10 protein-coding genes are annotated in these 23,862 nt (G+C 41.4%); all 10 read left to right on the forward strand.

The genetic code is table 11. The features are described 5' to 3' along the window. Window positions 1-251: 251 nt before the first annotated feature. The 10 genes from PGN18_RS11195 to PGN18_RS11240 all read left to right on the forward strand — a co-directional run bounded on the left by PGN18_RS11195 (window position 252) and on the right by PGN18_RS11240 (window position 23,344). Complete coding sequence (locus PGN18_RS11195) at window positions 252-1,352, forward strand: endo-1,4-beta-xylanase (protein ID WP_335319578.1); 1,101 nt, start codon at window positions 252-254, stop codon at window positions 1,350-1,352. A gap of 198 nt (window positions 1,353-1,550) precedes the next feature. Beyond that, window positions 1,551-5,726: a hybrid sensor histidine kinase/response regulator transcription factor gene (locus tag PGN18_RS11200; protein ID WP_335319579.1), complete on the forward strand. Its 4,176-nt coding sequence runs from the start codon at window positions 1,551-1,553 to the stop codon at window positions 5,724-5,726. A gap of 1,099 nt (window positions 5,727-6,825) precedes the next feature. Then, the gene (locus tag PGN18_RS11205; RefSeq protein ID WP_335319580.1) at window positions 6,826-9,900 is read left to right on the forward strand and encodes a SusC/RagA family TonB-linked outer membrane protein; all 3,075 of its coding nucleotides are present in this window, start codon (window positions 6,826-6,828) and stop codon (window positions 9,898-9,900) included. A gap of 10 nt (window positions 9,901-9,910) precedes the next feature. Beyond that, on the forward strand, window positions 9,911-11,794 hold the full coding sequence (locus PGN18_RS11210; RefSeq protein ID WP_335319581.1) for a RagB/SusD family nutrient uptake outer membrane protein: 1,884 nt from the start codon (window positions 9,911-9,913) through the stop codon (window positions 11,792-11,794). Between the two features lie 27 nt (window positions 11,795-11,821). Continuing rightward, complete coding sequence (locus tag PGN18_RS11215) at window positions 11,822-14,698, forward strand: SusC/RagA family TonB-linked outer membrane protein (protein ID WP_335319582.1); 2,877 nt, start codon at window positions 11,822-11,824, stop codon at window positions 14,696-14,698. A gap of 18 nt (window positions 14,699-14,716) precedes the next feature. Continuing rightward, the gene (locus PGN18_RS11220; protein WP_335319583.1) at window positions 14,717-16,477 is read left to right on the forward strand and encodes a RagB/SusD family nutrient uptake outer membrane protein; all 1,761 of its coding nucleotides are present in this window, start codon (window positions 14,717-14,719) and stop codon (window positions 16,475-16,477) included. Window positions 16,478-16,509: 32 nt separating this feature from the next. After that, window positions 16,510-17,478: a DUF5627 domain-containing protein gene (locus PGN18_RS11225; protein WP_335319584.1), complete on the forward strand. Its 969-nt coding sequence runs from the start codon at window positions 16,510-16,512 to the stop codon at window positions 17,476-17,478. 12 nt (window positions 17,479-17,490) lie between these two features. Next, complete coding sequence (locus tag PGN18_RS11230) at window positions 17,491-19,173, forward strand: endo-1,4-beta-xylanase (RefSeq protein WP_335319585.1); 1,683 nt, start codon at window positions 17,491-17,493, stop codon at window positions 19,171-19,173. Window positions 19,174-19,689: 516 nt separating this feature from the next. Then, on the forward strand, window positions 19,690-21,243 hold the full coding sequence (locus PGN18_RS11235) for a glycoside hydrolase family 43 protein (protein WP_335319586.1): 1,554 nt from the start codon (window positions 19,690-19,692) through the stop codon (window positions 21,241-21,243). Between the two features lie 133 nt (window positions 21,244-21,376). Continuing rightward, window positions 21,377-23,344, forward strand: a complete 1,968-nt coding sequence (locus tag PGN18_RS11240; protein WP_335319587.1) for a sialate O-acetylesterase — start codon at window positions 21,377-21,379, stop codon at window positions 23,342-23,344. Window positions 23,345-23,862 lie beyond the last annotated feature (518 nt).

Genomic DNA, 23,862 nt, shown 5'->3' on the forward strand with positions numbered 1-23,862 from the left:
TTTACGCTGACCAAGCTTCTTATCGTCAATTTTTGGAAACAAATGTCATGTAATGAATTTATGACACGATGGCATGGCTGCTTATTGGGTTATTAATTAACCAATTTTAGCCAGTTAGCGCTTTTTTGAACATCTGTTCTTATTGTTTTAACAAATTTGACTGCTGGTGTATTTACTTAGGTCTAAATTTACTGGATTTTTCCGCTATGGTGATCAGGTTAAAATCGACTTTGCTATTCAACCAAATATACATGCGTACAACCAAATTTCATATTGCCATATTTACGATTGCTGTTTTTGCAGTTTTTCCCAGTTGCGGCAGTTATACTAAAGCTAAAAAAAGTAACCTGGGCCTGAAAGATTATTATCAATCTTACTTTAACATTGGAGTAGCGGTTTCTTCCCGAACCATTGAGGGCGAGCAGGGTGCATTGCTGTTAAAGGAATTTAATAGCATAACGCCAGAGAACGCCATGAAAATGCAACCCATTCATCCCCGTGAAGATTTTTACAATTGGGCCGAAGCCGATGCACTGGTAAATTTTGCGCAAAATAACCGGCTTAAAATAAGGGGGCATACACTATGTTGGCATGAGCAGGTACCCGCCTGGATTTTTAAAACCAGTGCTGGCGGGCAGGTTGATAAAGTCCTGTTGCTTAAGAGGCTTAAAGATCACATTACCACCGTGGTGGGCCGGTACAAGGGAAAGGTGTATGCATGGGATGTAGTTAATGAAGTAATCGGCGATGAAGATGACCAATATTTAAGGCCATCTTTGTGGAAAGAGATCTGTGGAGAGGAGTTTATTGCAAAGGCTTTTGAATATGCGCATGAAGCTGATCATGATGCATTGCTTTTTTACAATGACTATAATGCTGAACGGCCTATAAAAAGAGCCAAGATTTATAAAATGCTGAAAAAACTTGTTGATAATAAGGTGCCCATTCACGGAGTAGGTTTGCAGGGGCATTGGTCTATTTTTGAGCCAAGTCATACTGAACTGCGGGAATCTTTAAAACTATATGCTTCCCTCGGCCTGCAAATTCAGATTACAGAACTGGATATGTCCATCTATCCATGGGAAAAAAATTTAAGGGCTAAGAAACCAGGTGAGCAAGACAGCCTCACAGCAGTGCTCGAAAAAAAGCAGATTGACAAATATGCAGGGGTTTTTTCTATTTTCAGGGAGTTTAAAAAGAATATCAGTAGTGTAACTTTCTGGAATCTTTCTGATCGTTCTACATGGCTTGATCAGTACCCGGTACCTGGAAGAAAAAACTATCCTATGCTTTTTGATCAAAACCTACAAAGAAAAAAAGCTTATTGGGGCGTTGTTGATTTTAGGGAATAATTAATTTTTAGCCTGAAAATAAATAAAATAGTACTGTTGAACCGGTAATGATGCAATGAACCAAATTAGTTTTTTTAACTTACCGCCACTAAACCAAATAAATCATGTATCCAGATAATTTTGAATCGTCTTTAGATTTTAGCGCATTTTTCAGCCTTTCTACACCTTTGGAGTTGAAATTTAATTAATTACCGCAAAATGATGCTTAAGAGGTCTGCATATCTATCTTTAATTCTATTTATTTATGTACTTTTTAGTGCTGGCGGTGTTGCTGCACAGCCTAAAACGCAACAGCCCGAATTGCGTTTCACCTCGCTTACCTCTAAAAATGGATTGTCTTCTAACAATATCACCGTAATTTTTAAAGATCGGTACGGGTTGATGTGGTTTGGTACGGAAGACGGATTAAATAAATTTGATGGCACCAACTTTACCACCTATAAATACCAGGCAAATGATTCAACCAGCATTCAGGCAAATGAGGTCAAGGCCATTCATGAAGACCGCAGGGGAAACTTGTGGTTTGGTACCAGTGGAGGTTCGCTAGCGCTTTTTGACAGAAGGAAAAACGCTTTTGTCAACTATCGTGCTTCAGACAGCCCAACGGGTTTTAGTCACAGCCTGATCAGGTATATCACCAGCGATTATTTAGGTAAAATATGGGTGGCCACCTATACCGGACTTGATGTTTTTGATCCGGACACCAAAAGAGTTTCAAAATTTCCAATTGCCGCCGGGCAGTTTGGTAAACTTCCGCCAACAATGATCAATATCATGATGGAAGACAGCAAACATAGAATGTGGGTGGGAACTGACGATGGATTATTTCTCTATAACCGTAAAAATTCATCTTTTATCCGGATTGGATCTGGAGCAGGTAAACCGCTGCAATTAGCAGGAACCATGGTAAAGTCTTTAGCTGAAGATGGTAACGGCGATATCTGGGTGGGTACAACTTCTGGCTTAAGTATGCTTAAATCGGATGGTATGGGGTTTGACAATTACCAACATATTCCTGGTGATACCAATTCACTAAGCGATAATACTGTACAAAGTATAGCGGTAGCGCCAAGCGGTCAGTTATGGCTTGGTACCGAAGATGGCCTAAATGTTTTTGATCCTGTCACAAAAAAAGTAAAGGTATACCGGCCAAACCCCCGGAATCCTTACAGCCTAAGAGGAACCAGTGTAAAATATGTGTATATTGATAAGCAGGGCATCTATTGGTTGGGTTTATACCGGGAGGGGATCAATAAGTTTGATAGTAACCTCAACCTCTTTAACCTCATTAAGAGCAATGTTTTCGACGTATATGGTTTAAATGCACCAGTAGTAACTTCATTTGCAGCAAAAAACAGTACGGAGGTCTATGTAGCTACAGAGGGGGGCGGACTAAGTATTTTCAACCGAAATACGGGCTTATTCCACAAAGTTAATTTAGAGAAATTGGGTTTGCCGCCACGTTTAACCCTGATGTCGCTATTTGTCAGTTCAGCTAAGAAAGTCTATCTGGGTACCTTTGGCTACGGCTTAATTGTGCTTGATTCAACATTAACCAAAGCGGCGTCATACCGTAAAACAAATACAGATTCCGGCCTAAATTCTGACGATGTATTTTGCGTTACCCAAGATAAAAACGGGCTGATATGGGTGGGCACCAATGGAGGTGGCATTAATGTGATGGACGCTAATCACAAGGTTGTTTTTAGGTATATCAGTAAAGAGCAATCGCCCAAAGACCGTAAATTTCCGCTTAATAATTATATCCGTTTTATTAAAGAAGACCGCTTTGCCAACATTTGGATAGGTTCTCATGGATCTGGCGTAGGGATGATCAGTGCCAATAAAACCATCATAAAACATTATAACGAACTTAACTCAGGCCTAAAGGGTGATATTGTCCAGGCTTTTTTAGAAGATTCAAAAGGGCGCATCTGGGTGGGCACTGCAGGAGGTGGCTTAAATTTATTGGATCAAAAGTCAAATAAGTTCATCAATTTTACCGAACGCAATGGTTTAGCAAATGATGTTATTAATGCGATTGTAGAAGATGATAATCAACAGCTTTGGTTAAGTACCAATAAGGGGATTAGTCGTTTTGACCCAAAAACGCAAAAGTTTAGCAACTACGGTATATACAATGGGGTGCAAAATAATAATTTTATCAGAGGTGCAGCCTTCAAATGTAAGGATGGTGAAATATTTTTTGGCGGGGCAGAGGGAATGAATTACTTTAACCCAGCCGGATTCAGAAAAAACAAAAATGTTCCTGCTGTACTTTTTACCGAGCTAAAAATTTCCAATAACGTAATTGAGGCCAGCGAGGATGGACCTATAACTGACCATATTTCCGTTGCAAAAAAAATCGACCTGGATTATAAACAAAATTTTTCACTAAGTTTTGTCAGTGTAAACTATACGGCGCCAGAACAAAACCGCTACAGTTATAAACTTGAAGGTTTTAACAAAGAGTGGATTGATGCAGGTACGGTTAAAACGGTTTCTTATACTAATCTTGATCCCGGAGAATATATATTCCATGTTCGGGCAAGCAATAACGATGGTGTTTGGAATACAACTGAATCTTCAATTAAGATAATTGTGCATCCACCATGGTGGAGAACCATCTATGCTTATGCCTTTTACCTGCTTGCTATTGCCGGTACATTACTGTATATCCGCCACCGGGGTATCAAAAACCTGGAAAGAAAGTTTGCGCTGATGCAGGAGAAAACAAAAATTGAGCAGCAGATTTTGCAGGATAGAAAAGAGGCCGAGCGCTTGCATGAACTGGATTCACTAAAAATTAAATTTCTCACTAACCTGAGCCACGAGTTTCGTACGCCGCTGTCACTTATCCTGGGACCGGTTGAAAAGCTGCTTTCGCAGGGAGACGAGACCAAAAATACATCGCTTAAAATAGTGAAACGGAATGCCCGTCGCCTGCTCAACCTGGTGAACCAAATCCTCGATTTCCGTAAAATTGAGGAAAATGAGCTCAAGATCAATAGTGCCCCAGGCGAACTGGTTTCATTTATTGCCGATGTAATCGAATCTTTCAATGATTTAAGCGAGCGTAAATCGATAAGCCTTACTTTCCAGACCCAGTTTGATCACTATCCAACAACGTTTGACCATGACAAACTGGAACGTATTTTATTTAATCTGCTTTCTAATGCCTTTAAATTTACACCGTCAGGTGGTACAATTACGGTTGATTTGAAAAGAACACCGTGTGAGGGGCAGGAAGATACTGTTCTGATCACCGTGAGCGATACCGGAATTGGCATTAGCGAGGAAGAGCAGCAGAGAGTATTCGAGCGTTTTTTTCAGGCGGATACCGAAGTATCCATTCTTAACCAGGGAAGTGGGATTGGGCTTTCCATCATCAAAGAGTTCGTCAAAATCCAGGGGGGTAAGATCGATTTACAAAGCGAAGTTGGAAAGGGTACACGTTTTATGATTGCGCTGCCTTTGCCGCTGTTAGACCACATCGAAAAACTTAATCTTGATTTTTCTAGTCCGGAAATCCCATTACAGGTTGAGGAGGAAGCATCAGATAAAGCACTAAGTGAAACTGACGCAGAAATACACACTATTCTCCTCGTAGAAGATAATCAGGACCTTAGGGAATACCTTAAAGATAATTTGAAGTCGAATTACCGTATTGTAGAGGCGGCCGATGGTAAGGAAGGCTGGCAAAAAACACTGGCAAATCATCCTGAACTTATTGTAAGCGATATTAGTATGCCAAATATGACAGGTATTGAGCTGTGTAAAAAAATAAAAGAAGATAAAAGAACAAAACATATTCCGGTTATTCTGCTAACCGCACTTACCGCAGAGCAGGAACAGCTAACGGGACTTGAAATTGGCGCAAATGATTACCTTACCAAGCCTTTTAATATTGATATCCTCAATATTAAAATCAAAAACCTTTTACTTCTTAACCGTACCTTGAAAAACACTTATACCAAGCAAATCAAGATGGAAACGGCTGATATTTTGGTTGAATCGCACGGTGATAAATTGCTCAAGAATATTCTGAAGTACATTGAAGATAATATCAATAACTCGCAACTATCTGTAGAAGATTTAAGCAAAAATGTAGGGATGAGCCGTGGCTCGCTCTACCACAAAGTGCTGGAATTAACAGGGCTTTCACCAGTAGAGTATATCCGTTCTGTAAAACTTGATAAGGCTGCTGCTTTGCTCATAAAAAGCGACCTGAATATTTCACAGATTGCCTACCTAGTGGGCTTCGCCACTCCAAACTATTTTGCCAAATCTTTTAAGACAAAATTCGGCATGCAACCTTCAGAATATTTAAACCTTTACCGTAAGCCGGATAGTACCACCAGTGCGGAAAATTAGATCATGTTAGTATTATGCAATCGATTGTTTTACCCTGGTAAAAACGTTTTACTAAAACAAACATTTTAACCATTTGTATAATTATTTGATTTTTTTATAAGTTAATTTGCTGTTTATCAGTGTTTTGTGGTGATAGAACATTTGTAGCAGATTTATGCACAAATATTCTAACCGCTAAACTCGTTTTTGAGCTATGTTTGGATTAACCAAATAAAACTTATAAACAATGACTAATCAATTGATCAACTTCTATGAGGAAGGCCGAAGCAATCTTGTCCCGCTAAATGCGACAAACCTGCCGGCAATGTCAAATCAATACCATGCTAAAATTTCAGTTTACCCATTTATAATTCCATTAGGCAGTAAGTAACTAAGCGCTCTTTAATGGCTAAGCAGTGGCTTGCTGATTAAACAGAGAATAAGGCTTTTTTAAAATTTCGTTAGATAACGAAGATCGAGCGAATCGCCTTTTTAAACTCTTATTTGTCAGCAATTATGGATGTATAACAGGTCAACCAGAAATTTATCAAGACCAGACTTGCGCTATTAATTCCTTAAAATAATTAGGTGAGGAGATGTAGGTTTCGATGGCATCTACCGATAAAAAATGTAAACGATACAGAACTTAAATTATTCAGACCAGAAGTGCTGGTTATAGAAAATATTGACCCTAAAACGCAATTGGATGAAACCACCAACATAATAGCTTTTTAAGGCTTTACATGACCAAAAGATAATATATCCATCTGCAATCATTTAATTGAAGTTGATCATTAATACATCGTCAAGCTAATCCTTATTGAGGAGGAGAATTAAATTAAACTTTTCTCCCTATTTAAAAACACTAACCAAATAATAATGCTAAGAGATTTACTTAAAATTCCATTTAGGAAAACTATTTCCTTTCGAAACGTCTTGCCGGAAATGAAATGTTCCAGGATGCCATATAGAACAGACGTCATCAATTTTACCCATCATGCTCAATAAATGATTTCGAAAAATGAAAAGAATTATACTATTGCATTTTGCTGGGGATAACCTGGGCTCGAAAAGGCAACTCTATAAAAGATGTTGTTTAACAATGCTAACCTTAATGCTGATGATCAAAATTACTTTCGCGCAGCAGACAAAGGTAACTGGTACCATCTCCGATAATAAGCAAATCCCAATAATAGGTGCTACAGTTACTGTTAAAGGCACCAATATCCGTACGCAAACGGACACTGATGGTCGGTTTGTGATTAACCTACCCAATGATCAGTCCATCCTGGTAATTGGCTACGTGGGTATGGTAACGAAGGAGGTTTCGGCAAAAGGGAAAAACAACCTTAAAATTGTGCTTTCAGAAGATCAGTCGGCGCTCAATGATGTTGTGGTAATCGGTTACGGTACACAGAAAAAAGCCAGCGTGGTAGCCGCCATCGCACAAACAACCGGTAAGGTATTGGAACGTGCAGGTGGCGTATCGAGCATAGGTGCTGCATTAACCGGTAATGTGCCAGGGGTAATCACTACTGCCAGTACAGGAATGCCAGGCGAGGAAGATCCTCAGATACTGATCCGTGGCCGCAGTACCTGGAATAATACCGGTCCGCTCATTTTAGTGGATGGAATTGAACGCCCGATGAACAGTGTAGATATCGGTTCAGTAGAAACGGTATCGGTTTTGAAAGATGCTTCTGCAACTGCTGTATTTGGGGTAAGGGGAGCCAACGGGGTAATCCTGATTACCACCAAACGTGGTCGAGAGGGGCAGGCGTCTATCAGGGGGACCATTAACAATGTAATTAAATCTCCATCGCGTTTACCGGGAAAATATGATTCTTATGATGCCCTGACGATTAAGAACCAGGCGATAGAAAATGAACTTTCCCTAAAACCCGAAAGCTGGGCGGATTATTTACCGCAGGCTACGATTTATAAATATCGTTATCCGGCAAATTTAGCTGAATCAGAACGTTATCCGAATGTAAACTGGGACGAGGTATTGTTTAAAGATTACGCCTTGTCTAACAATGTAAACCTCAACATTTCGGGCGGAACCGCTAAAGTGAAATATTTTGCCAATGCCGATTACCTGTATGAAGGCGATTTATTCCGCACTTTTAAAAACGATCGCGGTTACGAACCGGGTTACGGTTTTAACCGGTTAAATGTGAGAAGTAACCTCGATTTTCAATTGAGCAAGTCCACGCTTTTTAAAGTAAGTCTATCTGGTTCAAGAGGTGTGAAGAAAAGTCCGTGGGGCAATTCAAACAGCGATTATTCTTACTGGATTTCTGCTTATTCGACAGCTCCGGATGTATTTATGCCGCAATATTCTGATGGGACATGGGGTTATTATGCACCGAATGTGCAAAAAGGCTTAAACTCTGCCAGAAACCTCGCCGTTAGCGGGGTGGGTTATACCACTACGAGTAGGATCACCACTGACTTTACCCTTGATCAGGACCTGGGATCGCTGGTAAAAGGCTTAAATTTCAAAGGTACCATAGCGCTGGATAATTCTTTTATAGAAGGAAACCGGGGGATTAATGATTTATACAATGGGATTCAAAGCAAATGGATTGATCCAAAAACCGGGTTGACAACTTATGAGCAGGCATTTGACGGAACCAACCGCTTCGATTTTCAGAACGGCATCAACTGGACCACAAGCGGAGGAGCCGTGCAGGATTGGTCTACCCAACGCAGATTATTCTACCAGGGCCAGCTCAATTATGCAGTAAAATTGGGTACCAACCACAACATTACAGCGATGGGACTTTTCAACCGGAATGAAGTAGCTACCGGAAGTGAGATTCCGAACTACCGTGAAGATTGGGTTTTCCGTACCACTTACAATTATGCTAACAAATACATGATCGAATATAACGGTGCGTACAATGGTTCTGAAAAATTCAGTACAAAAAATCGTTTCGCATTCTTTTCATCAGGGGGATTGGGCTGGATGTTGAGTGAAGAAAAATTTATGAAGCCCTTGAAGTTTGTCGACATGCTTAAGTTGCGTGCTTCATACGGAGCCATTGGTGATGATAATGTAAGCGGTCGCTGGCTTTATCTTACACAGTGGGCCTATGGCGGTCAAACCAAACTTGGTGTAACCGGTGAGGGATCTGAATTAAGTCCGTATACCTGGTATAAAATCTCAGCGCTTGGTAATCCTGATGTGCATTGGGAAAAGGTAAAGAAAACCAATTTTGGTATGGACTATAGTTTCTTCAAGGGTATGTTTACCGGAAAGGCAGACTTTTTCCGCGACCGCCGTACGGATATCCTGATTTTGGGAGGTAACCGCGCCATTCCTTCTTATTTCGGTGTTGATGCGCCGGTGGCCAACCTGGGTATCGTAGAAAACAAAGGTTATGAACTTGAGCTGGCCTTCAATAAAAGATTAGGACAGAACTGGAGACTGTGGGCCAACCTGAACTATACCCATGCAAAGGATAAGGTAATTGAAGCTGATGATGCACAATTGTTGCCAGAATATCAGAAAAGGGCCAATAAACAAATCAGTCAGAGTTATTCATATGTGAGTGCCGGAAATTACAATACCTGGGATGAACTTTATGGTAGCACCATTCACGACAATAACGACGGGCAAAAATTACCGGGCAATTATTACATTATTGATTATAACGGCGATGGTGTGATCGATTCAAAAGATAATATTCCTTATGGTTTCCCATCAAACCCTCAAAATACCTACAATGCTACATTTGGTGTTGATTGGAAAGGTTTCAGTCTGTTTGTTCAGCTCTATGGTGTAAACAATGTAACGCGCCAGGTGGTATTTAGCAGTTTAGCTGGACAGAACCATTTGGTGTATGATGAGGGATCTTATTGGAGCAAAGATAACCCTAATGCTGATGTGCCGCTACCAAGGTGGCTATCTACCGCCAGTGGTTATACTTCTGGAAACCGCTATATGTACGACGGGTCTTATATCCGCTTAAAAAATGCAGAACTGGCTTACACTTTTGAAAAAAGCAAAAGCTTCATCAAACGTATTGGTATGGAATCACTTCGCGTATATGTAAACGGAAACAACCTGTATGTATGGACCAAAATGCCTGACGACCGGGAATCCAATTTTGCCGGAACCGGCTGGGCATCGCAAGGTGCTTATCCAACTGTAAAGCGATTTAACATTGGGGCCAACATTACTTTTTAATGCTACAATCATGAAAAAATATATCAAAACGTTAATATGTTGTGCCATTATCTGGTCGACAGTATCCCTTTCTTCGTGTGAAAAATACCTGGATAAAGCCGATGAAACCGTGATTTCGGAGAAAGAAGCTTTTAAGAATTTTACCAATTTCCAGGGCTATACCGAAGAGCTCTATAACTGTATTGTAAATTTTAGTACAAATTACTGGACCAACTCCTGGAATTGGGGCGAAGATGAGATCACTTCAACCGCCGGAAACTTTCATTTTATCCATAAAATAGACGATGGAAATTTCTGGGGCTGGCAAGCTGAATTTGATGGCTGGGGATCGGGATGGATGAATCACAATAATTTTAGTACCAATAACGACCGTTTTAATAAGGATCTTTGGAAAGCGGCCTGGTATGGTATCAGTAAGGTAAACGTGGGTTTGGCCAATATGGATAAAATGACAGATGCTACAGATGAAGAAAGAAACCTCATCAAAGGGCAGCTGCTATTCTTCCGTGCTTGGTTTCACCACAGGCTGATGGAATATTTCGGTGGCTTACCTTATATAGATACCGTTTTGCCTACCGATTCCAAACTCACACTTCCACGCTTAAGCTATAAAGCATGTGCAGACAAAGCAGCTGCAGATTTTAGGGCGGCTGCAGATATTTTACCGGTTAATTGGGACAATACCACGGCAGGTAAACGTACATTGGGCAAAAACTCATTGCGCATCAATAAAATCATGGCTTTGGGGTACCTCGGTAAAAACTACCTGTGGGCCGGAAGTCCGTTGATGAATTTTGAATCGACAGGTAGCAAGAACTATGATGCGGAATACTGTAAAAAGGCAGCAGCTGCATTTGCTGAACTGCTTTCCCTTACCGAAAGTGGTACTACGCAGTATGCACTTGTGGAATTCAAAAACTATTACCGTAATTTTTACACCAGCGGGCAAAACTGGGATTTACCCGGAAGCACTGAAGCTATATTCCGTGGTCCATTTTTTAGTGCCAATAATTCCAACTGGGGAACCAGTAAGCAATATACACCGGTAGTAATTTCAGAGGGTGACCTAAAATTTACCCCTACCGCTAATTATGTGGATTATTATGGTATGGCCAATGGCTTGCCAATCCAGGATGTGACCAAGGCCGATAGTGAATCGGGTTACAATCCAGAATATCCATGGAAAGGAAGAGACCCGAGGTTTTATAATGACATCGTTTTTGACGGCGTAAAATTTGTACAAGGTGCCATGGGTGCCAGCGATGAAAAAAACAGGTATGCCAATTTATTCACCAGTGGTAGTTACCGTGATGTGAGTACCGGAAGCAGAACGGGTTATGTTTTACGCAAATTTATTCCGATCACGGCTAACAAATATGATAATGGTTATTCGTATGGCAATAGCCTTCACATTTATGTGCCTTATATGCGTTTGGCCGATATCTACCTGATGTATGCCGAAGCCGCGCTGATGGGATATAATTCGCCTACAGGTAAAGACCCTGGTTTTTCCAAAACAGCTGTTGACGCCATCAACGTAATCCGCGCCAGGGCCGGAGTCGCGAATGTGGCAACAAAGTTTCTGACTTCAGTAGATGGATTTTTGGGTGAGGTAAGAAGAGAGCGTGCGGTAGAATTATCATTTGAGGGCCACCGCTTTAACGATCTGCGCCGCTGGTTGCTATTAATTGAGAAACCATACACCTTAAAAACATCGGTTGAGTTTGATCGTAGCGGAAGTTTCAGCACCACAGATCCTACTGCTAACCGGGTAGTTAACCTCAAAGAAGTGGTGATACTGGAGCGGAAGTTTAGTCAGAAACATTATTGGCTGCCACTAAAAAATGCCGATGTGAACATGTATGCAGATTTTAAACAAAATCCAGGCTGGTAAGGGCGTAAACTAATTCAAACGAATGAAATGAAACAGATCAAGATAATATCAGCCTTATGCCTTGCCGTTGCGTTTTTACTGCCGGCAGCAGGATCAGCGCAAACCAATAGGCAAGCTGAAAAAAACAATAAATCCGTTAATAAAAACGAAGAACGCCTGTCGCAGGATACCATATTTATAATGCCTCAGGTAGACTCTGTACAGGTTGCATTCAGGAAAGTGGCTAAACGCGACCTTTTGGGCGATGTTTCCTCCATAAATCTTGCTCAAATGCTGGAAAAAAATTATACCACCTCCAGTCTTGAAGGCCTGGATGCCCTTTTGCCAGGTTTTAACGGTAACATTTGGGGAATGGGCGGCTACCTCGTATTGGTAGACGGAATTCCGAGAGACATCAACAACATTATGCCAACGGAAATTGATCAGATTACCGTACTTAAAGGGGTTAATGCGGTAGCATTATATGGTAGCCGCGCAGCCAAAGGCGTACTGTACATTACCACTAAAAGGGGAGGTAATTATGAGCAAAAGGTAAATGTAAGGGCCAATGTAGGTTTGAATGTTCCTAAAAGCTATCCACAGTTTCTGGGTTCAGCAGAATATATGAACTTATATAATGAAGCGCGCCGCAATGACGGATTGCCAGACCTTTATACGCAGCAAACCATATACAACTATGCCTCGGGAACAAATCCTTACCGCTATCCTAACGTAGATTACTACTCTTCAGATTATTTGAGAAATAGCTATGGACGAAACGACCTTACCGCAGAAATTTCGGGCGGAAACAACCGCACGCGTTATTATACTAACCTTGGTTATTGGTCAATGGGCTCACTGCTAAATTTTGGTGAAGCTGTAAAAAACAGTGGGGCCAACCGTTTTAATGTACGTGGAAATATTGATGTAAAACTGAATAAAATCATTTCCCTAAATGTAGATGCCACAGCCAGTTTCTATACGGGCAAAGGCGTAAATACTGATTATTGGGGCAGCGCAGCCACTGTTCGTCCTTACCGTTTTTCACCACTTATTCCCATCAGCATGATTGAGCCTGGTGATGTTGCATCGCTGGCACAGGCTAATAACAGCAACAACATCATCAATAGTAGCTACCTGTTGGGTGGCAGTCAGCTTGACCAAACAAATACTTTTGCCAGTATTTATGCCGGAGGCTATAACCGTAATGTTTCCCGTCAATTCCAGTTTAATACCGGGATAAATTTCGATCTCAACAGCCTGATGCAGGGATTGAGCTTTAAAACCATGCTTGCCGTTGATTATTCAAGTTCTTTTAATCAATCGTACAATAATACCTATTCGGTTTATGAGGCGGCCTGGAACAATTACGCCGGCATTGATCAGATTTCCAGTTTAACGAAGTATGGCATTGATGCCAAATCGGGCGTACAGAATGTGAGTGGAAGTGCCTATCGCCAAACCATCTCTTTTTCAGGTCAGTTTAATTATGCACGTACTTTTAAACAGAAGCATAATGTTACCGGATCATTATTGGGTTATGGCTTTAACATCAGCGAATCTTCGGTTTATCATGCTACCAACAACGCCAATCTCGGTTTACAGTTGGGTTACAACTATGATCACCGCTACTATGCCGATTTCAGTGGAGCGTATGTTTATTCGGCAAAATTACCAACAGCTAACCGTGGCGCATTCTCGCCAACATTATCTTTGGGATGGAGGCTTAGTGAAGAAGCATTCCTTAAAAATTCTGAAACCGTTGATCAGTTGAAAGTTACAGCTTCTGCAGGAATCTTGAATACCGACCTTGACATCAACAACTATAACCTTTACCAGGGCTATTTTACCTATAACGATGCGGCTTGGTACAGCTGGCGCGATGGCGGCTTGGTACATACTTTTGACCGAAGAAGAGGTGATAACCCTAATTTAAAGTTTCCACAGAGAAGAGAAATTAATATCGGTCTGGAAGGGTCGTTCTATAAAAACCTGATCAACTTTACGGCCTCGGCATTTTTCAATCAAACCCGTGGCAATGTCGTACAACCAGGGGTGCTTTATCCTTCTTATCTTACTACAGGATTTCCGGTATATTCGGATATCCCTTATGTAAATTACGATAACGATCAGCGCAGGGGATTCGATTTTGGCATCAGGATGAATAAAAAAACCGGAGAAATAGATTGGAGCCTGGGGGTAACCGGTACCTATTATGATACCAAAGCCACTAAACGTGCCGAATCTTACCAGTTTGATTACCTGAACCGTACAGGAAAACCACTTGATGCACTCTGGGGGCTGCAAAGTATGGGCTTTTTTACGAGCACGGCTGACATAGCGGCTTCGCCTGCCCAGTCTTTTGGCCAGGTTAAACCCGGAGATTTAAAATACAAAGATCAGAATGGTGATGGCATTATTGATACAAGAGATGAAGTTTATCTTGGTAAAGGTGGATGGTTAGGCGCACCAATGACCCTGGGTGTAAACCTGACCGCGAAATGGAGAAATTTAACCCTGTTTGTATTGGGAACTGGCCGTTATGGTGCCAAAGCCATGAAGAACAGTAGTTATTTCTGGGTAGATGGAGAAGATAAATACTCAATAGTGGTTAGAGACCGCTGGACGCCTGAAACACAAGCTACAGCGACCTATCCACGGTTGACCACAGCAAGCAGCGATAATAATTTCCGCTCATCAGATTTCTGGCTGTACAGTACTAACCGTTTTGATTTGTCAAAGGTGCAGTTATCTTACCAGTTTCCGGCAAATTTGTTCCGTAACGGATTCGTAAGGGAGTTAGGTATTTATGCCAGCGGTATGAACCTGCTTACCATCGCACCAGAACGTGAAATACTGGAACTTAACGTCAATACCTCACCTCAAACCCGGTTTTATAACCTTGGTGTAAAGGCTTTGTTTTAACCCTGATAACAAATAGATATGAAAAAAATACAACTTCTGATCGGTTTGGCAGTACTGCTTTTCTCAGTTGGCTGCAAGGATATGTTAAAACCTGAAATCGAGAATAACCTTGATCTGGAAAGTACTTACAACAACGCAACCTATGCACAAGGTTTACTGCTGAATGGTTATGCCCGCATACCCACCAATAGCTGGTCATTTAATGATGTAGCTACCGATGATGCCGTGAGCAATGACCGCAATAATGCTTACCTAAAAATTGCTACAGGGCAATGGACGGCCATTAATAATCCACTTTCTCAGTGGACCAATTCGCGTGCGGCCATACAATACCTCAACCTGTTTTTCTCGGTAACTGACCAGGTGAAATGGGCCGTTGAGCCTAATATTAACCGCATGTTTAACGACCGGATGAAAGGAGAGGGTTATGCCCTTCGTGCCATGTTTAACTACTACCTTTTACAGGCTCACGCCGGTAAAGGCAATAACGGGCAACTGCTTGGTGTTCCAGTTGTGTTGCAACCAGAAGGCCAGGATGCCGATTTTAATAAACCCAGAGCTACATTTGATGCGACAATGGAGCAAATTTATCGCGATCTGGATATGGCTGAACAGTTACTTCCAACTGATTTTGAGGATATTGCCAGTGATGCACAGATACCTTCTAAATATTCGGGAGTAGGAAAAGATAACTATAACCGTGTATTTGGCTATTATTTCAGGGGGCGTGTAACAGCACGTATAGCAAAAGCCATCCGCGCGAAAGCATCGTTACTTGCTGCAAGCCCTGCATTTAATCCCTCAACGGTTACCAAATGGGAAAAAGCAGCAAACGATGCTGCCGCCGTAATCAATTTGAGGGGTGGATTGGTGAACCTGACTGCGAACGACATTAAATGGTATGACAAAGATGCTGGTATTGATGGATTGGCATCGGGCGTAAACCCTTCCGAAATTTTATGGCGTAGCGATGTGGGCAATAGCAATGACCTGGAAAGAAATAACTTTCCACCAACACTTTTTGGTAGCGGCCGAATCAATCCGACACAAAACCTGGTGAATGCATTCCCAATGGCTAACGGCTATCCGATATCAGACGCCAATAGTGGCTTCATAGCATCCAGCCCTTACGATAACCGTGATCCAAGGTTGAAACTATACATCCTGGTGAATGGCGGTACGGCGGGAACAGCTGGTAGTACGATTAATACAACGCTTAACGGGCCTACCAATGATGCGTTGAATAAAGTAGAAACTTCTACCCGTACCGGATATTATATGCGTAAGCTGCTCAGGCAGGATGTGAACCTGAATCCTTCATCAACCACCAACCAGAAACATTATAACCCACGCATCCGGTATACAGAAATTTATCTCTCTTATGCTGAAGCTGCTAATGAAGCCTGGGGACCATTAAATGGTGGTAACAATGCTTATTCAGCTTATGATGTGATCAAGGCTATCCGCCGGAGAGCAGGAGTAGGTACTAATAATAACGATCCTTACCTGGAGTCGATCAAATCAGATCAGGTAAAGATGAGAGAACTGATCCGAAATGAACGTCGTCTGGAACTATGTTTTGAGGGTTTCCGTTTCTGGGATCTGCGCAGATGGAATGCCAGCCTGAACGAGGTAGCTCAGGGAACAAGCATTACCGGAGCAACATTTACTCCGATTAATGTAGAAAACCGGGTGTATCAGCCCTACATGATCTATGGTCCGGTACCTTATAGTGAAATTTTAAAGTATAACAACCTTATCCAGAACGCAGGCTGGTAGTTCATCAATACCAGGATTAAAATTTAAAAAAAATGAAAAAGAAAATCCAATTTTTGCTGGCAATAGCCGTGTTTTTAGGAGCATGCAAAAATCAGGAGTGGGAATTTCCGGATTACGGAACCCAAACTGTATATTTTGCATATCAAAGTCCTGTTCGCACCATTACCCTGGGCGAGGATTTATATGATACCTCTTTGGACAATCAATACCGTTGCGAAATCATGGCCACAACGGGAGGTGTATATGAAGTTAAAAATGATGTAAGTATTGGTGTGGCGGTAGACAATTCCTTGGCCAGCAATCTTACTTTTGGCGGGGCCGGAAATGTGGTAGCCATGCCCGCAAACTACTACAGCCTTCAGGGTGGTTCTATTACTATCCCGAAAGGTAAAATTACCGGTGGAGTTCAGGTACAGCTTACCGATGCTTTTTTTGCCGACCCGCTGGCGCTGAAAAATACCTACGTAATTCCGCTTCGGATGACTTCAGTACAAAATGCCGATAAGATTTTGGAAGCCAAGAACTATACATTATATGCCATCAAATACATCAATCCTTGGCATGGCTACTACCTGCGCCGTGGTAAAGATGTAATTACTGGTAAAAACGGTAATACCAGCTTAAATAAAACCGTTAGCAGGCACATGACCTATGTTGAAAGTGATGAGGTTAACCAGGTGGTAACTTCCTCTTTAAAGTCTAATACATTTAATGCGGTATTTAAGGATAAAGACAACCGAAATATCACCTGCAAATTGCTGCTTACTTTCGATAATTCAGGCAATTGTACCGTGGCTGCTGCCGACAATACCTTTACGGCTACCGGAAGTGGCAAGTTTATCAAACGCGGAGAAAAGAACAGTTGGGGAAATACTGATAGAGACGCCCTGTATCTGAATTATAGCATAGACCTTAATGACATGTCTGTAGCCACTACCGATACACTTGTGATGCGCAACCGCGGCGTAACCATGGAAACCTTTAATCCGGTTAAAAAATAAAATGTAATTAAGATGAAAAATATTTATAAAATTGCCTTAATCATCGGTCTTCCGGTTTTATCGGTATCATGTAAAAAACATGAAGCACTTGATTTTTCTGTTGAAAAGCCGGCATCAATAGCTGCACAGGAACAGATTGATGCATACAAAGCATTGAAATCTTATTTTAACTGGTCGGCCAATCCTGATTTTAAATTTGGGGTAGCCACCTCACTTTCCGAATACAATAATAAAGGTGTATTGTATCGCCTGGCCAACAGCAATTTTAACCAGATTGTAATCGGTTATGAAATGAAACACGGCGCCATTGTAAAGGATGATGGCAGTATGGATTTTGATAATGTGAAGAAATTACTGGAAAATGCTAAAAATTCAGGCATGGAAGTATATGGGCATACCCTCTGCTGGCATGCCAATCAAAATGCCAAGTACCTCAATAATCTAATAGCACCAACTATCATTAAGGGAACCAGTGGACCGGCGCTTGAGGATAACCTCATTGGTAACAGTGATTTTGAAGGGGGAAATATTTCAGGCTGGTTTGGCTGGGGAAATAGTTCTGTTAGAGAGGTTTCGCCTAAAGGTGATGGATATGGTGGTGCCGGCTATGCGCTTAATATGTCTAATCCTAAAGCGGTTAATTCCTGGGAAGCGCAGACTGCAACAGATTTTACAACTCCATTTAAAAGCGGTTCAACCTATAAACTCAGCTTTTATGTTAAGGGCAGTGTAGATGGAGCAGCCTCAGTAGCGGCACAAGAAACTAAAAGTTATGGAGCCGATGATTTTGGCTCTTTTAATATTTCAACGGATTGGAAGCTTGTACAATTAGAAAAAACCATCACGGCAGGTGATAGAACCCGTTTGGTTTTCAGCTTTGGAGCCTATGCAGGCAAAATTTCTATGGATAAAATCTCCATTAACAGGGTAAATCCAAATGGTGGTGATAAGATCATTGAAAAAACTGCCGATGAGAAAAAAGCTATCTTAACAGCTGCACTCGATAAATGGATTGCCGGAATGCTCGCTGTGAGTAAAGCCAATGTAAAAGCATGGGATGTGGTAAATGAACCAATGTCTGACTGGCCAGATCCATCACAGTTGAAAACAGGTGTGGGTAAAACCAATATAGCTGCCGATGAATTTTATTGGCAGGACTATTTAGGTAAAGATTACGCCGTGGCTGCCTTTAAATTGGCGCGCCAGTACGGGAATGCCGCTGATATTCATTTTATAAATGATTATGGTTTAGAAAGCAGCCTTGATAAATGCAGGGGACTGATTGAGTATGTAAAATATATTGAGAGTAAAGGTGCAAAAGTGGATGGTATTGGTACACAAATGCACATGGGTACAGAAACTGATAAAACGAAAATAGTTGAAATGTTCAAACTATTGGCAGCTACAGGCAAACTGATCAAAATTTCCGAACTGGATCTTGGCGTTTCGAATAAAAAGACAGCCGTTGTAACACAAGCAGAATACAAAGCACAGGCAGATATGTATAAATATGTGATTGATAAGTATTTCGAGATTATTCCGACTGCTCAACGTTATGGCATTACCATCTGGAGTCCGTTAGATAGCCCGGCCAGTTCTTTCTGGAGGCCTGATGAACCAATTGGGTTGTGGACAGGAGGTTTTGTACGCAAGCCTGCTTATGTAGGTGTTGCAGAAGCCCTCAAAGGCAAGTAGGCTTTTGTTTGTATTCATCTGCTCAAAGAATCGTCATTGCGAGGAGGCTTTTTCAGCCGAGGAAGCCTACCGGCAACAGGCTGGCAATCTTTATAGCAAAAATTGCTCGCTGAAAGATTGCTTCCCCGAACTGTCGGGACAAGCTGTCGTTCCTCCTCGCAATGATGATATTTCTTCGGTATCACTTAGTAGTTCAATCGTCATCTCGACTGGAGTGCAACGGAATGGAGAGATCTATATAAGTAAATACCAACGAGGAGAAATTTAACGGTATTGTTCTCCTCAAAGAATCGTCATTCTCGCGCATGCGGGAATCTTACTCAGCAAAACTAAACCTTGTTAACTGGGTTCAAAGATCTCTCCCCGCCTGTACGGGCAGGCCTGTCCGCACAGGCGGGCGCTCCGCGTTGCTTCGGTCGAGATGACGAACACTTTTTTTCAATAGCTTGACAAAAGACTTATTTAAGCCTATTTTTATATGATCCAGCCTCTTCAATAAATCCAATTTACCCCATTATGAAAAACTTAGTATTTTATCTTTGTACCCTGCTTTTAAATGGACTGTTTTTTACAGCCCATAGCCAGCTCGCTACAAATCCTATCATCTTTGCTGATGTACCCGATCCCTCAATCATTCGGGTTGGCAAAACCTATTACATGAGCAGTACAACCATGCACATGAACCCTGGTCTTCCGATTATGAAATCTAATGATTTGGTCAATTGGAAAATGTTAACCTATGTTTATGATACCCTTGCCAATATTGATCAGCTAAATTTAAATAATGGTAAAAATGATTACGGGAGAGGATCATGGGCCAGCAGTTTACGCTATCATGAAGGCCGGTTTTATGTGAGTACTTTTTCCGGTACAACTAATAAAACCTACATCTATTCTACTACAGATATTGAAAAAGGCCCCTGGAAAAGGTCTGCCTTTAGTCCTGCACTTCACGATCATTCGCTGTTTTTTGAGAATGGCAGGGTATTTATGGTTTATGGCGCAGGCAAAATTATGATTGCGGAATTAAATACCGATTTATCAGGCATAAAAACCGGTACAAGCCCTCAGGTATTGATAGAAAATGCCACTCAAGTAGCTGGCGATAACCCTGGTCTGCCAGCAGAAGGTTCGCAACTTTTCAAGGTAAAAGATCAATATTATCTGTTCAACATTACCTGGCCAAGAAACAGCATGCGGACGGTAATTATTCATAAGGCCGATAAACTGATGGGGCCATACATTGGAAAAATAGGGCTGCAGGATAAAGGTGTTGCACAGGGTGGACTGATCAGTACCCCCGAAGGGCATTGGTTTTCATATCTTTTTCGCGATTATGGCGCCGTTGGCCGGATTCCTTATCTCGTTCCGGTTAAGTGGGAGCAGGATTGGCCGGTTCTGGGTGTAAGTTCAAAAGTTCCGGATACACTTCAGCTGGCTAAAAATCAAAGTCTTATTCCTGGTATCGTAGATTCTGATGATTTTGACGGTAAAGGGGGAGACAATGGCCTTAAAAAAGTATGGCAATGGAACCATAATCCAGATCACGCCCATTGGTCGCTCACCAAAAGAAAAGGTTATCTGACGATTCAAACCTCGAGGATTGATACCTCAGTGCTTTCGGCCAGAAATACCCTTACCCAAAGAACAGTAGGGCCCGCAAGTTCAGCCGAAACCAGCATCGATCTGAAAAACATGAAAATTGGGGATTGCACCGGGATGCTGTTGCTGCAGAAAAAGTATGGCTGGATTGGCGTAAAATCTTTAAAAGAAGGTTTATTTATCGTAGTGAATACAGTAAACGATAATCAGCCCATAGAAAGCATCAAAATTCCACTGAAACAGCAAAAAATTTATTTAAGATTAGACTGTGATTTTAAGGATCGCCATGACCTGGCTTCTTTCGCTTACAGCTTAGATGGTAAATCGTGGAATACCATTGGCGAAAAACTAAAAATGTCGTACACCTTACCACACTTTATGGGTTATCGTTTTGGCCTTTTCAATTATGCAACAGAACAAATTGGCGGGCATGCAGATTTTGATTATTTCCATATCAAGGTTAACTAAGCCAAGGGCATTTACAGATATTTTGAGATTACTTCTATTAAGCTAAACAATTTTGAACATTAATGGCCGCATTATACTCAAATGGCAGGCTAAAGCCCGGTACGGTTAAATAGTTTTGGAAATTGATAAGAATATGAGAACAAAATTAATTTTATGCGGCTTGGTCTGGCTACTGGTTTTCCGTTTTTCAGTTTCTGCCAAAGTTACCCTACCACAGTTGGTATCCAGTCACATGGTGCTTCAGCGCGAAAGCCCGTTAACGATTTGGGGCTGGGCAGCTGCAAAAGAAAAAATAACCATCCGTTTTAACGGCAAAATTTATAAGGCTATTACCGATGATCAGGGATCATGGTCCGTGAAAATGGGCAAAATGAAAGCTGGCGGTCCTTTTAAAATGATCATTACAGGTGAAAATATAATTACCCTTGATGATATTATGCTGGGAGATGTTTGGTTTTGCTCAGGGCAGTCTAATATGGCCTTACCGATGGAAAGGTTAAAAGAAGCTTATCCACAGGTGATTGAAAAGGACTATTTTCCCCTGATCAGGAACTTTTTTGTTCCTACCAAAGCAAACCTTTCAGGAGAAGCTACCGATCTGCCTCCCGGCAAATGGGTTCCTGCCACTGGTGCAGGCATTTTAGGTTTCGGAGGGACCAGTTATTTTTTTGCAAAAACACTCTTTCAAAAATATAATATCCCCATAGGTATCATCAATTCAAGCGTTGGGGGTACCCCGATTGAGGCCTGGATGAGCCGTGATGCATTTTTGACGAATCCGGAACAACTAAAAAAAATAGACAATTTCAGGGATTCGGTTTTTATGGCTAATTACCAGAAAAAACTTAAAGAAAAGAATTTAGCCAGGCCAACAACATCAGCCCCTATAGTTGATGAAGGGATTTCAGGCTCGGTAAAATGGATTGATCCGGATTTTGATGCGAGCAGTTGGAGAAAATTTTGGATGCCAGGATACTGGGCAGATCAGGGAATCCGCAATATCAATGGAATTTTTTATTTCAGAAAAGAACTGCAGATTCCAGCTGATATGAGCGGGCAGCAGGCTAAACTTTATATAGGCCGCATTATAGATGCCGATTCTGTATTCCTTAATGGTAAATTTATCGGTAATACGACTTATCAATACCCACCACGTAGGTATGTTGTTCCGGCTGGACTGTTGAAAACAGGAAAAAATATTCTTGTTGTAAAAGTCATCAGCAACAGTGGCAAAGGTGGCTTTGTACCCGATAAAAATTACTCTTTAATCACGCCCGATAAAAAAATAGACTTACGCGGAGAATGGAGTTTCGAAGTAGGTTATGCCCAGCCCAGGCAGAACCAAGGTTTCCGTTCCGATGCCGAAATGCGCTTAGTTGCACAGAACGAGCCAACAGGATTATTTAATACCATGGTTGCACCAGCTGTACAATTTGCAATAAAGGGTTTCGTATGGTACCAGGGAGAATCAAATACCGCAGATCCGAAAGCATACGGGCAATTATTGCCGGCGCTTATAAAAGACTGGCGTAATAAATGGAAGCAAGGTGATCTGCCTTTCATTTATGCACAACTGCCTAATTTTATGGAAGCCAACTATTTGCCTGAAGAAAGTAATTGGGCACAGTTTAGGCAAAGTCAGCTGAAGGCACTTGTTGTACCCAATACGGGAATGGCGGTAACCATTGATGCTGGCGAATGGAATGATATCCATCCGTTGGATAAAAAAGACGTGGGTGAACGTTTAGCACTATGGGCCGAGCATTTAGCTTACCAGGATCAGCAGATTACCTATTCAGGACCTATTTATAGTTCAAATCGGTTAAAGGGATCTGAATTGACCCTAAATTTTGACCATAGTTCGCCCGGACTCATGATTAAAGGATCTAAAAAGCTTATGGGTTTCGCGCTTGCGGGCGAAGACAAGGTGTTCTATTGGGCCCAGGCCAGGTTGGTAGGTGATACCGTCGTACTTCTGAGTCCAATGGTTTTAAAGCCAGCTTTTGTCCGTTATGCATGGGCAGATAATCCCGATAGGGCTAATCTATATAACAAAGCAGGTTTACCGGCTTCACCTTTTGAAGCAGAAGTTGATAAATAGAGATGACCTATAAATAACGGGAAACTTCTGCATAGAAATTGTGCTAGATTTCTTATTATCCCTGTACAAGATCTCTCCATTTCGCTGCGCTACAGTCGAGATGACTACCATTCTATAGGCGTCTGTCAAGTGTAGCAAAATGGATCGCTTATACTAATGGGGCGAAGTGATTGGCTACGCTCTGACTGATATACGAATTAATTTTATTCAATTTTTAAACAGGCCGTTAAATCCGTAAAAGAATAGTTCTTACTCCAATTTAGATCAATAATCTGTTTTGAAGTTATGTTTACAAAGGATTTTATTTTCTTATCGTCACCCTGAATTTATTTCAAGGTCTACTTGTTAGAAAGATGTTAAAAATACAATAGCTAAGGCAGTTAAAATACTGATTTTGCTTGTAGAATAAATAGGATGACAATCGTAATTATCCGATGCTTTTGTCTTCTGGTTTTTTTTTATAAAAAAACAAAATTCAACCGATTGCATAAAATATATTTTTTGAATTTTCTGTTTAA

This window comes from Pedobacter terrae (genome assembly GCF_036946585.1).
Classification (GTDB): domain Bacteria; phylum Bacteroidota; class Bacteroidia; order Sphingobacteriales; family Sphingobacteriaceae; genus Pedobacter; species Pedobacter terrae_C.

What these genes read in the sequence shown, in the direction of transcription:
- PGN18_RS11195 (WP_335319578.1), top strand. Translation starts at nt 252, where the DNA reads ATGCGTACAACCAAATTTCATATTGCCATATTTACGATTGCTGTTTTT.
- PGN18_RS11200 (WP_335319579.1), top strand. Translation starts at nt 1,551, where the DNA reads ATGATGCTTAAGAGGTCTGCATATCTATCTTTAATTCTATTTATTTAT.
- PGN18_RS11205 (WP_335319580.1), top strand. Translation starts at nt 6,826, where the DNA reads ATGATCAAAATTACTTTCGCGCAGCAGACAAAGGTAACTGGTACCATC.
- PGN18_RS11210 (WP_335319581.1), top strand. Translation starts at nt 9,911, where the DNA reads ATGAAAAAATATATCAAAACGTTAATATGTTGTGCCATTATCTGGTCG.
- PGN18_RS11215 (WP_335319582.1), top strand. Translation starts at nt 11,822, where the DNA reads ATGAAACAGATCAAGATAATATCAGCCTTATGCCTTGCCGTTGCGTTT.
- PGN18_RS11220 (WP_335319583.1), top strand. Translation starts at nt 14,717, where the DNA reads ATGAAAAAAATACAACTTCTGATCGGTTTGGCAGTACTGCTTTTCTCA.
- PGN18_RS11225 (WP_335319584.1), top strand. Translation starts at nt 16,510, where the DNA reads ATGAAAAAGAAAATCCAATTTTTGCTGGCAATAGCCGTGTTTTTAGGA.
- PGN18_RS11230 (WP_335319585.1), top strand. Translation starts at nt 17,491, where the DNA reads ATGAAAAATATTTATAAAATTGCCTTAATCATCGGTCTTCCGGTTTTA.
- PGN18_RS11235 (WP_335319586.1), top strand. Translation starts at nt 19,690, where the DNA reads ATGAAAAACTTAGTATTTTATCTTTGTACCCTGCTTTTAAATGGACTG.
- PGN18_RS11240 (WP_335319587.1), top strand. Translation starts at nt 21,377, where the DNA reads ATGAGAACAAAATTAATTTTATGCGGCTTGGTCTGGCTACTGGTTTTC.